Origin of the sequence: Candidatus Poriferisodalis sp., from assembly GCF_965221945.1 — a bacterium.
In the GTDB taxonomy this organism is placed as follows: domain Bacteria; phylum Actinomycetota; class Acidimicrobiia; order Acidimicrobiales; family Poriferisodalaceae; genus Poriferisodalis.
On the sequence record NZ_OZ244925.1, the window covers coordinates 3,065,394 to 3,078,459 of the forward strand.

At 65.5% G+C, this 13,066-nt stretch carries 23 protein-coding genes and 1 pseudogene; 4 read left to right on the plus strand and 20 right to left on the minus strand.

The window, feature by feature from the left end:
* Positions 1–5: 5 nt before the first annotated feature.
* The 16 genes and pseudogenes from ACOQPH_RS14295 to ACOQPH_RS14370 form a co-directional block, all read right to left on the minus strand.
* The gene (locus ACOQPH_RS14295; protein ID WP_419554737.1) at positions 6–191 is read right to left on the minus strand and encodes a type Z 30S ribosomal protein S14; all 186 of its coding nucleotides are present in this window, start codon (positions 189–191) and stop codon (positions 6–8) included.
* Positions 191–799: a 50S ribosomal protein L5 gene (gene rplE, locus ACOQPH_RS14300; protein WP_420622034.1), complete on the minus strand. Its 609-nt coding sequence runs from the start codon at positions 797–799 to the stop codon at positions 191–193. Before rplE ends, ACOQPH_RS14295 begins: the two co-directional genes overlap by 1 nt.
* Positions 796–1,134, minus strand: a complete 339-nt coding sequence (rplX, locus tag ACOQPH_RS14305; RefSeq protein WP_420622035.1) for a 50S ribosomal protein L24 — start codon at positions 1,132–1,134, stop codon at positions 796–798. The genes rplE and rplX overlap by 4 nt, the downstream gene beginning before the upstream one ends.
* Positions 1,135–1,147: 13 nt before the next feature.
* Positions 1,148–1,516, minus strand: coding sequence for a 50S ribosomal protein L14 (rplN, locus tag ACOQPH_RS14310; RefSeq protein WP_420622036.1), 369 nt, complete (start codon positions 1,514–1,516; stop codon positions 1,148–1,150).
* Positions 1,517–1,546: 30 nt separating this feature from the next.
* On the minus strand, positions 1,547–1,825 hold the full coding sequence (rpsQ, locus tag ACOQPH_RS14315; protein ID WP_420622037.1) for a 30S ribosomal protein S17: 279 nt from the start codon (positions 1,823–1,825) through the stop codon (positions 1,547–1,549).
* A gap of 131 nt (positions 1,826–1,956) precedes the next feature.
* Positions 1,957–2,187: pseudogene (gene rpmC / locus ACOQPH_RS14320) on the minus strand (50S ribosomal protein L29); the annotation flags it as partial.
* On the minus strand, positions 2,187–2,603 hold the full coding sequence (gene rplP / locus ACOQPH_RS14325) for a 50S ribosomal protein L16 (RefSeq protein WP_419554740.1): 417 nt from the start codon (positions 2,601–2,603) through the stop codon (positions 2,187–2,189). The gene rplP and the pseudogene rpmC, both read right to left, overlap by 1 nt.
* Positions 2,603–3,490, minus strand: coding sequence for a 30S ribosomal protein S3 (gene rpsC, locus ACOQPH_RS14330; protein ID WP_419554741.1), 888 nt, complete (start codon positions 3,488–3,490; stop codon positions 2,603–2,605). Before rpsC ends, rplP begins: the two co-directional genes overlap by 1 nt.
* 2 nt (positions 3,491–3,492) lie before the next feature.
* Positions 3,493–4,185, minus strand: a complete 693-nt coding sequence (gene rplV / locus ACOQPH_RS14335) for a 50S ribosomal protein L22 (protein ID WP_420622038.1) — start codon at positions 4,183–4,185, stop codon at positions 3,493–3,495.
* Positions 4,182–4,463, minus strand: coding sequence for a 30S ribosomal protein S19 (gene rpsS, locus ACOQPH_RS14340; RefSeq protein ID WP_419554743.1), 282 nt, complete (start codon positions 4,461–4,463; stop codon positions 4,182–4,184). The genes rplV and rpsS overlap by 4 nt, the downstream gene beginning before the upstream one ends.
* 4 nt (positions 4,464–4,467) lie before the next feature.
* Entirely contained in the window at positions 4,468–5,304 is an 837-nt protein-coding gene (gene rplB, locus ACOQPH_RS14345; RefSeq protein WP_420622039.1) for a 50S ribosomal protein L2, read from the minus strand.
* Positions 5,305–5,315: 11 nt separating this feature from the next.
* Complete coding sequence (gene rplW / locus ACOQPH_RS14350; RefSeq protein WP_420622040.1) at positions 5,316–5,606, minus strand: 50S ribosomal protein L23; 291 nt, start codon at positions 5,604–5,606, stop codon at positions 5,316–5,318.
* Positions 5,603–6,250: a 50S ribosomal protein L4 gene (rplD, locus tag ACOQPH_RS14355; RefSeq protein WP_420622041.1), complete on the minus strand. Its 648-nt coding sequence runs from the start codon at positions 6,248–6,250 to the stop codon at positions 5,603–5,605. The genes rplW and rplD overlap by 4 nt, the downstream gene beginning before the upstream one ends.
* A 10-nt stretch (positions 6,251–6,260) precedes the next feature.
* Entirely contained in the window at positions 6,261–6,962 is a 702-nt protein-coding gene (gene rplC, locus ACOQPH_RS14360; protein ID WP_420622042.1) for a 50S ribosomal protein L3, read from the minus strand.
* Positions 6,963–7,339: 377 nt separating this feature from the next.
* Complete coding sequence (locus ACOQPH_RS14365; protein WP_420622043.1) at positions 7,340–7,621, minus strand: hypothetical protein; 282 nt, start codon at positions 7,619–7,621, stop codon at positions 7,340–7,342.
* Positions 7,622–7,654: 33 nt separating this feature from the next.
* On the minus strand, positions 7,655–8,005 hold the full coding sequence (locus ACOQPH_RS14370) for a hypothetical protein (RefSeq protein ID WP_420624358.1): 351 nt from the start codon (positions 8,003–8,005) through the stop codon (positions 7,655–7,657).
* Here ACOQPH_RS14370 and ACOQPH_RS14375 point away from each other — a divergent pair.
* Both ACOQPH_RS14375 and ACOQPH_RS14380 read left to right on the plus strand, forming a co-directional pair.
* The gene (locus ACOQPH_RS14375; protein ID WP_420624391.1) at positions 7,976–8,125 is read left to right on the plus strand and encodes a hypothetical protein; all 150 of its coding nucleotides are present in this window, start codon (positions 7,976–7,978) and stop codon (positions 8,123–8,125) included. The genes ACOQPH_RS14370 and ACOQPH_RS14375 overlap by 30 nt on opposite strands.
* Before the next feature lie 295 nt (positions 8,126–8,420).
* Complete coding sequence (locus ACOQPH_RS14380) at positions 8,421–8,759, plus strand: hypothetical protein (RefSeq protein ID WP_420622044.1); 339 nt, start codon at positions 8,421–8,423, stop codon at positions 8,757–8,759.
* A 342-nt stretch (positions 8,760–9,101) separates the two neighbouring features.
* Here ACOQPH_RS14380 and ACOQPH_RS14385 read toward each other — a convergent pair whose 3' ends face one another.
* Positions 9,102–9,419 carry a DNA-binding protein gene (locus tag ACOQPH_RS14385; protein WP_420622045.1) on the minus strand — a complete coding sequence of 106 codons (318 nt, stop codon included), beginning with the start codon at positions 9,417–9,419 and terminating at the stop codon, positions 9,102–9,104.
* A 327-nt stretch (positions 9,420–9,746) separates the two neighbouring features.
* Here ACOQPH_RS14385 and ACOQPH_RS14390 point away from each other — a divergent pair, with 327 nt between their 5' ends.
* Both ACOQPH_RS14390 and ACOQPH_RS14395 read left to right on the plus strand, forming a co-directional pair.
* Positions 9,747–10,781: an SWIM zinc finger family protein gene (locus tag ACOQPH_RS14390; protein ID WP_420622046.1), complete on the plus strand. Its 1,035-nt coding sequence runs from the start codon at positions 9,747–9,749 to the stop codon at positions 10,779–10,781.
* The gene (locus ACOQPH_RS14395; protein ID WP_420622047.1) at positions 10,730–11,041 is read left to right on the plus strand and encodes a hypothetical protein; all 312 of its coding nucleotides are present in this window, start codon (positions 10,730–10,732) and stop codon (positions 11,039–11,041) included. Before ACOQPH_RS14390 ends, ACOQPH_RS14395 begins: the two co-directional genes overlap by 52 nt.
* A gap of 43 nt (positions 11,042–11,084) precedes the next feature.
* On the opposite strand, the gene ACOQPH_RS14400 is transcribed toward ACOQPH_RS14395, so the two are convergent.
* The 3 genes from ACOQPH_RS14400 to ACOQPH_RS14410 form a co-directional block, all read right to left on the minus strand.
* Complete coding sequence (locus ACOQPH_RS14400) at positions 11,085–11,303, minus strand: hypothetical protein (protein ID WP_420622048.1); 219 nt, start codon at positions 11,301–11,303, stop codon at positions 11,085–11,087.
* Between the two features lie 156 nt (positions 11,304–11,459).
* Positions 11,460–11,918, minus strand: a complete 459-nt coding sequence (locus tag ACOQPH_RS14405; RefSeq protein ID WP_420622049.1) for a hypothetical protein — start codon at positions 11,916–11,918, stop codon at positions 11,460–11,462.
* Positions 11,915–13,045, minus strand: coding sequence for a mandelate racemase/muconate lactonizing enzyme family protein (locus tag ACOQPH_RS14410; protein ID WP_420622050.1), 1,131 nt, complete (start codon positions 13,043–13,045; stop codon positions 11,915–11,917). Before ACOQPH_RS14410 ends, ACOQPH_RS14405 begins: the two co-directional genes overlap by 4 nt.
* Between the last annotated feature and the right edge of the window lie 21 nt (positions 13,046–13,066).

A 13,066-nucleotide genomic window follows, 5' to 3' on the forward strand; every position in this document is an offset into this window, starting at 1 on the left:
CGCCCTCACCAGCTGGCCTTCGTCACGCCGGGCACCTCGCCGGCGTGGACCATCTTTCGTAGGCACACTCGACACAGCCCGAACTTGCGGTATACCGACCGCGGTCGACCGCACACGCGGCAGCGCGTGTACGCGCGCACCTTGAACTTGGGAGTGCGCTGCTGCTTGTTGACGAGTGCCTTCTTGGCCATCAGTTCTGCCCCTGTCGGAATGGGAAGCCGAGTGCAACCAGCAGGGCACGTCCGCCCTCGTCGTCGACGGCCGACGTAACGAGGGTGATGTCCATGCCCCGGACTTGGTTGATGCTGTCGTAATCGATTTCTGGAAAGACCAGCTGTTCGGTGATGCCGAACGTGTAGTTGCCGTGCCCGTCGAAGCTGCGCGGCGACAGGCCGCGGAAGTCCCGGATGCGCGGGATCGCCAGCGACACGAGACGGTCGTAGAACTCCCACATCCGATCCCGTCGCATCGTGACCCGGGCCCCGATCGCGTTGCCCTCGCGCAGCTTGAATCCGGCGATGGAACGCTTCGCCCGGGTGATCGCCGGCCGCTGACCGCAGATGCGGCTGAGGTCGCCGATGGCGCCTTCAAGCAGCGCCCGGTTCGTCAGCGCCGCGCCCACGCCCATGTTCACGCTGATCTTCGTCAGCTTGGGCACCTGCATGATGTTGGAAAGCCTGAGCTCGGTCTGCAACTGGGCGCGCAGGGTGTCGCGGTAGAGCACCTTCATGCGGGGCTCGGGCCGCGTGGGGCCACCGTCGAGGGACTCGGGCTCGGATTGGGCCTCGGTCACGCTCATGGCAGTTCCTCCCCAGAGACCCGGTGGTAGCGCACCTTGCGCCCGCCTTCGAAGCGGAAGCCGACACGGCCCGGCTGGCCCGTGCGCGGGCACACCACTGCCACGTTCGACGCGTCGATCGGAAGCAGGTAGTCGATGATCTGGCCGTCCTGGTTCTGCTGGGAGGGTCGCTCGTGCTTGCGCCCGACGTTCACGCCTTCGACCGTGAGGCGGCGTCGCTGCACATCCACTGACACAACTTCGCCTTCCCGGCCTCTGTCGGGGCCGGAAATCACGCGAACTGTGTCGCCCTTGCGGACGCGCAGGCGGGGCAATTGGTTTCGCTGTCTCGGCATCACGTCACCCCAATCACAGAACTTCAGGGGCGAGCGAAACGATGCGCATGAAGCGCTTGTCGCGCAGCTCGCGGCCGACGGGACCGAAGATACGAGTGCCGCGTGGCTGGCGGTTGTCGTCAACGAGCACCGCGGCGTTCTCGTCAAAGCGGATGTAGCTGCCGTCGGGACGCCTGCGCTCCTTGCTCGTGCGCACCACGACGCAGCGCACAACTTCGCCCTTGCGAACGGCTGCGCCGGGGATGGCGTCCTTCACGGTGGCAATGAACACATCGCCGATCGAGGCGTAGCGCCGACCCGTGCCGCCGAGCACGCGAATGCACAGCACCTCGCGTGCGCCGGAATTGTCAGCGACTTTGAGTCTGGACTCTTGCTGGATCATGGCATCCCCTGTGCTTGCGGCGCCGCGGGCTCAGCGAGCCCGTTCGACGATCTCCACCAAGCGCCAACGCTTGGTCTTCGAGATCGGTCGGGTTTCCATGACGCGCACTCGGTCACCCGGGCGTGTGTCTCCAGCGGGGTCGTGGACGTACAGCTTCTTGGTGCGCTGGACGGTCTTGAAGTAGCGGGGGTGCCGCACGCGCTCGGTCACCGACACGACGGCCGTACTGTCCATCTTGGTCGAGGTGACAATCCCCTCACGCACCTTGCGCCGGTTGCGCTCGACGGATTCAGAGGTCTCGGTGCTCATGACGGGTCTCCTGTCGAAGCTGCGCCTTGCGCGGCTGAGCCATCCGAAGCGCCCGCCAGCACAGCGGCTGAGCCCTGCGAAGCGCCAGCCAGCACAGCAGCTGAGCCTTGCGAAGCGCCAGCCGGCACAGCAGCTGAGCCATCCGAAGCGCCCGCCAGCACGTCGGCAGCGGCGATCTCGCGTTCGCGCAGCACGGTGTGAATGCGAGCGATGTCGCGCTTGGTCGCGGACATCTGCGCGGAGTTGTCGAGCTGCCCGGTAGCAAAGGCGAAGCGCAGGTTGAACAGTTCTTGCTTTGCGCTGTCGAGTTCGTCGAACAGCTGATCGTCCGACAGCGTGCGAAGCGTTGCGGCCTTTGCCATCAGATGGCCTCCTCTCGGGAGATCACCCGTGCGCGCACCGGCAGCTTCTGAATGGCGCGCTCCATGGCGCCGCGAGCCAGCTCGGCGTTCACTCCGCCCAGCTCGAACATCACCCGACCGGGCTTCACCACGGCCACCCACTTCTCGGGGTTGCCCTTGCCAGAGCCCATGCGGGTCTCCGCGGGCTTCGCCGTGACGGGCTTGTCGGGGAAGATGTTGATCCAGACCTTGCCGCCACGCTTGACGTGACGGGTCATGGCGATACGTGCCGCTTCGATCTGGCGGGCAGTGATCCAGCCGGGTTCGAGCGCCTGGATGCCGAAGTCGCCGAAATGCACGGCCGTGCCGCCCTTGGTACGGCCCTTCATGCGGCCGCGATGCGCCTTGCGGTACTTCACCTTGCGAGGCATCAGCATCAGTCGTCTCCCGGCCTGAAGTTCGGCGTCTGGGACTGGTCGCGCGTTGCCCGCTCGATCTGCTCTTCCTCTTCCAGCAGGCGCTCAAACTCCGGATCGGCTTCGCGCAGCAGCGGTGCTGGCTCTTCCGGATGTTCATCGGCGTCGCCCCGGCGCCCGGCGGATGCCACCACCCCTCCGGGAGGAGCACCGTCACCTGAGGTCTGCCCCGTTGCCATGGCCGCCTCACGGTGAATGCGATCATCGGAGGAGACCTTGTAGGGGAGGATGTCGCCCTTGTAGAGCCATACCTTCACGCCGATGCGCCCCGCTGTGGTGCGCGCTTCGCGGAAGCCATAGTCGATGTCGGCGCGCAGTGTGTGCAGTGGCACACGACCCTCGCGGTACCACTCGGTGCGGGCCATCTCCGAACCGCCCAGACGGCCTGAGCACTGCACCCGGATCCCGAGTGCGCCCGCCTTCTGGGCGTTCTGCACAGCACGCTTCATGGCTCGCCGGAATGCGACCCGGCCGGCCAGCTGATCCGCTATCCCCTGGGCGATGAGCGCCGCTTCAAGCTCGGGCTGCTTGATCTCCTGAATGTTCAGCTGGACCTTGGGATTGCCCGAGATTTGCCCGAGCTTGGTGCGCAGGCGATCGGCCTCGCTCCCCCTGCGACCGATGACGATGCCCGGTCGGGCCGTGTGCACGTCGACCCGTAGGCGGTCGCGGGTTCGCTCCACCTCAATGCGGCTGATTGCAGCATGCGGAAGCTCGGTCCGCAGGAAGTCGCGGATCTTCCAATCCTCGATGAGATAGTCCTGATACTCCTTGTCGGCGTACCAGCGCGACTTCCAGTCGGTGGTGATTCCCAAGCGGAAGCCGTACGGGTTGACCTTCTGACCCATGGCTAGCTGCCTTCTTTGCGGTCGGTGGCGTCGTCGGTGGTGGCTTCAGCCTCTGTTGCCTCGTCGATCTCATCGGCTGGGCTGACATCGTCCGTCGCAACAGCGGAGACTTCTTCGGTCTCGTCGGCCTCGGCGGCGGCGTCTTCGGTCTCGTCGACTGCTTCGGCCACGTCGAAAATGTCCTCAAGCTCAGCGTCTTCGAGCTCAGCGTCTTGCGCCTCATCGGTGTCTTCGGCACCACGGCTGGCGGCAACGCGAGCAGCGCGAGCGGCGGTGGCTGTCTGAGCGCCCGAGGCCGCGAGGCGTGCTTCGCGCAACTCCAATTCCTCAGAGCTGAGCTGCGCCACGATCACCGTGATGTGACAGGTCTGCTTGTGAATGCGCGTGGCGCGGCCTCTCGCCCGCGGGCGCCACCGCTTCAGCACGGGACCCTCGTCGGCCCAGCACTCGGCCACGTACAGCTCGTCGGCGTCGAGCTGCTCGTTGTTGGTGGCGTTGGCCACGGCGCTCTCGAGCACCTTGGACACGACCTCGGCGGCACCGCGCTCGCAGAACCGCAGGCGGTCGCGGGCCAGGCCCAGGTCCTCGTCGCGGACCAGGTTGAGCACGACGCGTGCCTTCGATGCCGACAGCCGCGCGTACTTGTGCGTGGCTTTCGCCCCGGCGATGACGTTGAGATCGATCAAACCGCTCATCGCCGACGACCGCCTCGCTCCTGGCCGGCGTGGAACTTGAATGTCCGCGTCGGCGCGAATTCGCCGAGCTTGTGGCCCACCATCGACTCGGTCACGTACACCGGCAGGTGCTTTCGCCCGTCGTGCACGGCGATGGTGTGGCCGATCATTTCGGGGATGATCGTGGAGCGCCGGCTCCACGTCTTGATGACCTTGCGCTCGCCGCTCTCGTTGAGTGCGTCCACCTTGGAAAGCAGGTGGTCGTCGACGAACGGGCCCTTCTTGAGACTGCGCGGCATCGCTCTACCTCCGGGACCCGCGCGTCCGGCGGCGACGGACGATGAGGTCGTTGGACTTGCGGTTCTTGGAGCGGGTGCGGCCTTCGGGCTTGCCCCACGGCGACACCGGGTGGCGGCCGCCCGAGGACTTGCCCTCGCCGCCGCCGAGGGGGTGGTCGACGGGGTTCATGGCCACGCCGCGGGTCTGCGGGCGGACGCCCTTGTAGCGATTCCGGCCTGCCTTGCCGATCTTGATGAGATCGGCCTCGGAGTTGCCGACCGAGCCGATCGTGGCACGGCAGTCGATCGGCACACGGCGCATCTCGGTGGACGGCAGGCGCAAGGTGGCGTACACGCCTTCCTTGGCCACCAGCTGCACGCTGGAGCCTGCCGAACGCGCCATGCGGCCGCCCGCGCCGGGCTTGAGCTCCACGTTGTGAACGGTGGTGCCGACCGGCACGTACCGCAGCGGCATGGCGTTGCCGACGCGCACTTCCGCTTGGGATCCGTTGGCCAGCTTGTCGCCGACTTCCAGCCCCGCTGCCGCCAGGATGTAGCGCTTCTCGCCGTCGTGGTAGTGCAGCAACGCGATGCGTGCGTTGCGGTTGGGGTCGTACTCGATGGTGGCGACCGTGGCCGGCACACCGTCTTTGTTGCGGCGGAAGTCGATCACCCGGTATCGCTGCTTGTGACCGCCGCCACGGTGGCGGGAGGTCTTGCGGCCGTAGCTGTTTCGGCCGCCAGTGGAGTGCTGCTTGGCGATGAGCGAGCGCTCGGGCTTGGTTGCGGTGATGTCAGCAAAGTCCGAGACGGTCTGGAACCTCCGGCCGGGACTTGTCGGTTTGCGTACTCGAATGCCCATGACGCTGTGCCTCAGGAATTGAAGATCTGGATCGAGTCGCCCTCGACGAGGGTGACGATCGCCCGCTTGGTGTCGGGCCGCTTGCCAGTGGTGTTGTTGCGCCGGTTGCGGCGGGCCTTGCCCTTGCGGTTCATCGTGTTGACCTTGGCGACCTTGACGTCGAAGACCGTCTCGACCGCTTGGCGGATCTCCGGCTTGCTGGCCGAGGGATGGACGCGGAACACGTACACGCCCTCTTCGAGGAAGTCGTAGGACTTCTCCGAGATGACGGGGGCGATCAGCACGTCGCGGGGGTCCTTCACTGGTCTGCTCCCCCGCTCTGCGAGCCGTTGCTGGTTGGAAGGGTGTCGGGAGTGAAGACCAGCCAGTCCGAGCGCAGGATGTCGTAGGCGTTCAGCTCAGCCGTGCGAACCGAACGCACTGAGGGGAGATTGCGGAAGCTACGGTCGGCGGTCTGGTGCGCAGGGCTGCCGTCCAGAACGAGCAGAACCTGCCCGTCTAGCGACAGGTTCTCCAGCACGGCAATGGCTTCCTTGGTGCGGGGCTGGGCGAAGCGCCACTCGTCGATGACCATGACGCGCTCGCTGCGAGCCCGGTCGCTCAGGGCGGACCGGAGGGCGAGCCGCACCATCTTGCGGTTCACTTTCTGGCGGTAGTCGCGCGGCTTGGGACCGTGCGCCACACCGCCACCGGCGAACTGGGGCGAGCGGATCGAACCCGCGCGGGCCCGACCGGTGCCCTTCTGCCGCCAGGGCTTGGCGCCACCGCCGCGCACCTCGGCGCGCGTGCGGGTGTTGTGAGTGCCGCTGCGGCGAGCTGCGAGCTGTGCGGTGACGGCCTGGTGCAGGGCCGCCATGTTCGGTTCGATACCGAAGATGGCCTCGTCAAGTTCGACGGTGCCGGCAGCGCCTCCGTCGGAGGTGCGGACATCGAGCGTAAGCGTCATCGCAGCCCCCTCAAACCCTTGCCGGCGCTGTGTTTGCCGACGCGCCCAGGGGCGCTGTGTTTGCCGACGCGTCCAGTGGCGCTTTGACAGCGTTGCGGACGACGACCGTGCCGCCCTTGGGTCCGGGGACCGAACCGCGCACCAACAGCAGGCCGCGCTCCGCGTCGGCTTCGACGACAGTGAGGTTGAGCGTGGTGACCTTCTCGCTGCCCATGCGGCCGGCCATGCGGGTCCCCTTGAACACACGCGAGGGCGTGGCGCAGGCACCGATGGCTCCGGGAGCGCGATGCACGCGGTGGGCGCCGTGGCTGGCTCGCTGGCCCGAGAAATTGTGCCGCTTCATGACACCGGCGAAGCCCTTGCCTTTGGAGGTGGCCGTCACATCGACGAGCTCCCCAGGACTGAAAAGGTCGGCGCCCAATTCGGCACCGACCGTCACTTCGCTCACATCATCGAGCCGCAGCTCTACGAGGCGTACGCCGGGGTCGACCCCAGCACGCTCGTAGTGACCCACCGTGGGGCGATTGAGCTTGCGGGCTTCGCGGTGGCCGTAGGTGACCTGCACCGCGGTGTAGCCGTCCTGCTCGGTGGTGCGGACTTGGGTGACCCGGCATGTATCCACGCGCAGCACGGTGACCGGGACGACCCGATTCTCGTCATCCCAAAGCTGCGTCATGCCGACTTTCGTCGCGACGAGCGCCTTGTTCGCCATGTCAGCGTCTCTCTCGTGCCTTCGTCGATGCCGGTCCGCCCTCCCGGGCGGCACTCTGCTTGCCGGTCCGCCCTCCCGGGCGGCACTCTGCTTGCCGGTCCGCCCTCCCGGGCGGCACGTAAACGCTCCGCACGGCGCTGCCGGCGGAGCGATTCTCCGGTTGTGCCAACCGGTTCCGTGTGCCCGCCGCCAATTGGCATTGCGCACCCGGCCTGGCCGGACGTCGGTTCGGTGAAGGAGACCCCGCACCGCGAATGAAGCAGCCTACCGAGGGTCCCCCATCTCCCCAACCCTCAGATGTCAGCGGGATTCAGCCCCAAGCACGGCCGTGTTCACCTGCGTGCGCTGCGCCAGGCCGCCGAGCACGACGGTGTACGTCAGGAAACGGCGGCAAGAGCGAACATGGCTGCCATCAGCACGCCGAACATCGTCGTCACAATGCCCACGAGCCAACGGAATTGGTGTCTTGACTCAGTCCGGAGGCTATTGAACTGGGTTGCGTGCTCAGTGCGATCGGCGTCTCGCTGCGCAGCGTGCTCAGTGCGCATTGCGTCGAACCGCGCTGTGAGTTCGTCTTTGGTGGCGAACCGGGACAGTTCTGCGCGCAGGAACTCCTTGGTGACCACATCGTTGTCAGCAACCGGCGGCAGGCACGACATCAGGTACTCAGCCAGCTGCTCGTCGGCCTGCTCTCACAGCCAACGATAGAGCCGGACACGATCCTGTTCAGACACGAGACTCCCTCCGCAGCCGTCGAGGTGACAGCGCAACGTAGATGCACGGCATGAACGAGCAAAGCGATTTTCTGGTCGCACGCGCACAAGTACCGCCTGGCTCGCGAGGCCGAACACCAACGGTGCCGGTCGTGTGCTGGCCTGCATCCCACAAGAACGCGAAGACTCCCAAAACACACGATCCAGATCTTCGAGCGCGAGGCCGGCCGCGTCGAGGCAATACTTGGTGGCATCTCGTGCTGGGCTGGCGTGCCAGCCGGAGTTGCCACGCTTCACCCTGTGGAGGCGTTCATCCTCGACCGCAATCAAGATCTCGCCGTCGCGAACGATGGCGGCGCTGAAGTCGTGATTCGAGCCGCCAAGACCAAGAACGGTACCGCTCATAACTCTCAGTTATCGCGTGGCGTCGTCAGCATCGGGCCGCAATAGAGGCAATCCATTCGATGCGCGCATGTATTCGTGCTACGAGATGACGCGAGCTGCGATTTGCGTTCCCCCGTTTCCCGCCATATCGGCAGGTCGCATCAGCATGAACGTCTGCGGCACCGGGATCACAATGGCCAATTCTCTCTTGGCTAACCGTTCTGGAACGCACGCCCGTCGATCTGGGCCAACGGTTGGGTCACGCGAGCGATGGGTGATCTCGCGCACCCTGTGAGCTGTGAGGTAGCGAACAGTTCCGATCCGTTTCGTTCTTGCTGGCCGCTCTGATTAGTCTCGGTCTATGGCCGCACCCGACCTCGTAGCGGCTCAGCGTGCCGCTGGAGCGATCCTCGATGCCGGCGTCGGCACTGTGCTGCTCTACGGCTCGTTGGCCCAGGGCGAGGCCATCAACGTGGGCGACATCGACTTGGTGGCCATCTACGATGACCTCGACTACGACGAACGGTGGATACGACGCTGTGCCCTCAAGGCACGAGCCCGAGCGGCCGCTGGCTGCGGTCGAAGACGTTCGCTTCGCGGCGGCGATGGGCGAGATTCATATGGCCATCGAGTCAGCAGCCAAGACGACGCATGTCGTGCTCGTCGGCACTGCGCCGGTTCACTCTCACAACATCCTTGAACTACTCAGACCCCAGCCCGAATGGGTGAGCGATGCATTCGGAAAGCTCGCCGGCAGCCAGGTCAACCTCGCAGACTTGGATGTATGGCGGCAAGGCTCGACTTACAGCGCTGACCGGCCTCAAGCCCACTTCGACGAGGCACGACTCCGCACTCACACTGCCGCGGCGTTCGACATCGCAGAATTCGCAGCCAGCCAATGCCGTGACCACGGCATCTCCGAATCACTTCTCACGAGCTGGGACCGACGGCTGCATCGTTGCAGAGAAGACCTCGACGGCCTCATCGGCAAGCCGAGTCAAGGCGACATCAACCGTCCCAAGCATGGTTGCGCAGGGCCGACTTATCGGACTGATTTCACTTCGAGCTGGAGGCCCTCGTGTCGTTGGATGCAGCCGATGATCTCAAACAAGTTGCGGGCGTGGGGGTTGCCGCTCGGGCTCAGCATGCGCATGAGGCTCTTGGGCTGCTTGTGTGTCAGTTCGCCGAGTCCTGAGAAGCCAATCGTCGCGTTGATGTAGTCACGCAGCACGAGCTTGCCTGTGTCGATGTCTCCGGCGAGCATGCAGTCGACGCCTTCCTTCAGGAGTCGCACGCGGAATTCGGGGTCCCGCCGAACGCGGGCCTGGACCGTCTCTTTGAAGTCTCGAGTCAGTGCCATCTCAATCCCCTCGTCTTTGCCGCGAATAGCTTGTTGGTAACATTTATGGTACCAACATGCAAGTTTGGGCAGACGAATCCCGCGACTTCCACGGCATGTGCGTCAGTCAGGAGGTGCGTGCCATCAGTAGATGCCTCCTCGCCGAACATAGTGGTGAATTCGCCATGGAACCTCAGCGACGACGCGTCGCACACTTGCGGGCCGGCTGATGGGAACGGTGGATCTTGCCGGGGTCGTACAGTTCGTGCGGCTCGGGGCTGAGACGGCCCTCGGGAGGACAAGTCTCCACGTCGGCCGTTGGCGATGCACCGATTCTGGAGTGAGGTCGTGGACCCGCTGTTCGACGCTGCGAGAGTGAAGAGGCTCGCTGGGCCACGTTCTTATGAGCGCGGTGTGGGCTACTTGCACGAACGCCGGGTCGAAACGCCGGTCGAGCGCGATGGACGGGTCCGGGCGATGGTTCGGGGCACGGTGCCCTACATCGTGGAGCTGTGGGCCGACGGTGACCGGCCCCGCTCGTCGTGTACTTGCCCTGCGGCGGAGGATGGCTCTTTCTGCAAGCACTGCGTGGCAACGGCGCTGGCGCTGCTTCCCCGCAGGGATGAGCCCGATGTCCGACCCGAGCGCGCGGCCGCCGGCAGCAGCTCACCAAGAAGGCAGATCGGCACCAGTGCCAGCGCGCCCAAGCTCAGCGTGTGGGTGCGGCGCATCGACCGCGCCTTCTTCGCTCACGGCGACTTCGTGAGCTACTACGAGGCTGAAGCTTGGGCAGACGGCATCCACGTCATGATCGAGCATCTCGAGAACCTGTGCGAGTTCGGCCACCCCGATGCCGTCGCCGAACTCGCAGAACACGTCTTCGGCTGCGCCGACAAGGCCATGAACTATGTGGACGACTCCGACGGCCACCTGACCGGCATCATCGATCGGCTCTCCGAATTGCATCTTCGATCATGCCGGGAAGGAACGTCCGACCCCGTCGAGCTTGCAGCCTGCCTGGTGAAGCTGGAACTGAGCTCGGAACTGGACGGGTTCCACCGAGCAGCCGCGAGCTATGCGGACATTCTGGGCGAGGCCGGGCTGGCCGAATACCGGCGCCGGCTCGAACCTCGGTGGCGCAAGATCAAGCCGACGGACGATCCGTACGGTGCCGTATTCGCCGTTCGCCAGGCAATGGTGGGATGGGCGCTCGCCACCGGCGACCCTGATGCCCTCATCGACGTACACAGCCGGGACGAGCCGAGTTCTCGGGACGTCCTGGAGATCGCTATCTCGCTCGAAGCTGCCGGCCGATCCGACGAGGCGATCTCGTGGGCGCAGCGTGGGACGCAGCCGCCGAATTCGGATGCGGACCAGCGCTGAGACTCACACTCGCCCGCGTCCGCGAGCAGACCCACCCGCTCGACGCAATCGCCGTCTACGAATCAGAAGCGCTGTCGATCATTGGACTCAAGCGACCGGACCTCTATCGCGGTGCCGTCGACCTCATGGCGCGCATCCGTCGCCTGGCCAACTCCGCTGGTGAGCCCGAGCGCTTCGTGACGCTCTTGGGTCAGATCCGTACCGAGCACAAGCTGAAGCGCCGCCTCATGACCGACATCGACGAACGAGGCTGGCCTTGAGACCGAGCTACGGAAGAATCTCGTGCGTCGGCACCCGCTCGGACTATTCGCCCGATGAATCGAACGGCTGAGCTTCGAGGTGCGCGGAGAATTCCTCGTCGCTGCTGTAGATCACGCCGTTCTGCTCATCCGGTGGAACCGGGGTGGCGCCTACGGCAGCGTCCACATCAGCAAGCGTCACAAGTTCCGTATCGGATTCGATCTTGATCGCGGCTGGCATCGGATTCGCGGCCACAGCGTCACTTCCTTTCCTGCGTCTCACCAATTGAAGCTACTAGTCGGGGTCGAGCCAGAACAAGCAGAATTCGGCGACACAGACAGCTTGTACGCCAAGGCAAAAGCCGATGGCATCAAGGCGGCAACCATGCGGGCACGGTGTCACTGACAGTCACGGGCAACACCCCAACCCCGCGGTCGCTCAGCTGGTCTGTCTCAGGCGAGCGCGTTGGTAGGCCGCGAACAGCAGCACTTCACCCGCCAGGACCAGGTGAAACACCGTCGGCAGGTAGGCAGTGAACCACCTTCGGGCGGCAAAGCTGTCCTCGCCGAATACGCCGGCGCTGCCTCCGAACCCGAGGACCAGGCGGGCCGACATCACGACGAAGTACAGGATCCCGAACCAAGCGACCGACGTCATCCAGCGCCGCCCGAAGAGATTCCGGCCTGCTCGGATCCGCAGCGTCGCTACCGCGATGATCACCAGGATCACGAGCTGGGACACGAACAGTGCCGGGAACGGCAGGCTGCTGCCCTGCCATGCGTCCTGCGAGGGCAAGAAGCTGACACCCCACCAGCGCTGGGCGGCTTGGCCCGCGACGCGGGCCAAGAACGCCAGGCCCAGCGCCAGGCTCGCCGCGGCGAAGCGGTCGTCGCTCACGTGACCTCCAGCGGCACCAGAACGGCTGCGGGATCAAGCCGAAGGCCCAGCCCGCCGCCGCTGCGATCGGGCACGTCGCGTCCCCGCAGCACGCCGCCGTGACCGAACATGATGGTCCGATCAGTGAGATCACTGGCCAGCAGGTGCGTGCCGAATGCACCCTCTGCCGCCACGATTGCGCCCGGGGCGCTCGCGATGACTGGGAGCGCTGCTCGGGTGAGCAGGCTCGTCTCCCCCACCTGGCATCCGACGATGACATCGATGCCTGCGCTCGCTGCGGCGGCCACGACGTCGAGCGACCTGACGATGCCTCCCATCTTCGACACGCGCACGTTGGCGATCCATCGAGATGGTTCCGCCAACGCCTCCAGCTGATCGGCGAGCCACACGCTCTCGTCGGCGATGATCTTGATGCGGCAGTCACGGGCGATCTGAGCGCACCCCTCGATGTCGCCCGCCTGCAGCGGCTCCTCGATAGCGAACGCGACATCTTCCAGCGCGTCCAAGTGCTTGATGGCCGCCATGGGCGTCTCCCAGAGGTTGTTCGCATCGAGACGAACGGTCTCCGGACCCGAACCTCGAGAGGCGAACGGGGCCAGCTTGGCGCGGTCACGCCGGGGCGAGCCCGAGAGCTTCACCTTGAAATCGGTGAAACCCCGCGCCCGGTAGTCGCGGAGCTGCCACCGATACAGCGGCAGCGGCATATCGCCGAGGACGGCTGAGTAGGCCACGTCGGGTGGGCCCGTCGCGACGCCGAGCAATTGCTCGATGTTGCAACTGTCTTCCTTGCCCAGCAGATCGAGTGCGGCAATCTCCATTGCACAGAACGCAGCTGGGTTGTTGTCGATGACGCTGCGGTGGGCATCGGCCCAAGCCCGCAGATCGTTGACACTCCTGACGTCCGCGCAGAACGAATCGGCGTACTGGCTGACGAATGCAGCGCAGTCGGGGACCGTTTCCCCAGTCACGTACAGCCGCGGACACCCCTCGCCGTAACCGATCTTCCCGTCGGCAGCGTGGGCCGCCACGATGACGTTCTCGGCTTGGCTGCGGCTCGCGGAGGCATGCCGGAACACACGCTTGAACGGCACCGGGAACGTGAACGCTTTCAGATGGCGGATCTGCACGCGGTGACCCCGTCGAATCTC

Excerpts from the sequence above, each read along its gene's own strand:
- rplN (WP_420622036.1), bottom strand. The coding sequence starts at position 1,516 with ATGATCCAGCAAGAGTCCAGACTCAAAGTCGCTGACAATTCCGGCGCA.
- rplB (WP_420622039.1), bottom strand. The coding sequence starts at position 5,304 with ATGGGCATTCGAGTACGCAAACCGACAAGTCCCGGCCGGAGGTTCCAG.
- rplC (WP_420622042.1), bottom strand. The coding sequence starts at position 6,962 with ATGGCGAACAAGGCGCTCGTCGCGACGAAAGTCGGCATGACGCAGCTT.
- rpsC (WP_419554741.1), bottom strand. The coding sequence starts at position 3,490 with ATGGGTCAGAAGGTCAACCCGTACGGCTTCCGCTTGGGAATCACCACC.
- ACOQPH_RS14365 (WP_420622043.1), bottom strand. The coding sequence starts at position 7,621 with ATGTCGTGCCTGCCGCCGGTTGCTGACAACGATGTGGTCACCAAGGAG.
- rpsQ (WP_420622037.1), bottom strand. The coding sequence starts at position 1,825 with ATGAGCACCGAGACCTCTGAATCCGTCGAGCGCAACCGGCGCAAGGTG.
- rplV (WP_420622038.1), bottom strand. The coding sequence starts at position 4,185 with ATGAGCGGTTTGATCGATCTCAACGTCATCGCCGGGGCGAAAGCCACG.
- rplP (WP_419554740.1), bottom strand. The coding sequence starts at position 2,603 with ATGCTGATGCCTCGCAAGGTGAAGTACCGCAAGGCGCATCGCGGCCGC.
- rplE (WP_420622034.1), bottom strand. The coding sequence starts at position 799 with ATGAGCGTGACCGAGGCCCAATCCGAGCCCGAGTCCCTCGACGGTGGC.
- rplD (WP_420622041.1), bottom strand. The coding sequence starts at position 6,250 with ATGACGCTTACGCTCGATGTCCGCACCTCCGACGGAGGCGCTGCCGGC.
- rpsS (WP_419554743.1), bottom strand. The coding sequence starts at position 4,463 with ATGCCGCGCAGTCTCAAGAAGGGCCCGTTCGTCGACGACCACCTGCTT.
- ACOQPH_RS14385 (WP_420622045.1), bottom strand. The coding sequence starts at position 9,419 with ATGGCACTGACTCGAGACTTCAAAGAGACGGTCCAGGCCCGCGTTCGG.
- ACOQPH_RS14295 (WP_419554737.1), bottom strand. The coding sequence starts at position 191 with ATGGCCAAGAAGGCACTCGTCAACAAGCAGCAGCGCACTCCCAAGTTC.
- ACOQPH_RS14380 (WP_420622044.1), top strand. The coding sequence starts at position 8,421 with ATGGCCGCACCCGACCTCGTAGCGGCTCAGCGTGCCGCTGGAGCGATC.
- rplX (WP_420622035.1), bottom strand. The coding sequence starts at position 1,134 with ATGCCGAGACAGCGAAACCAATTGCCCCGCCTGCGCGTCCGCAAGGGC.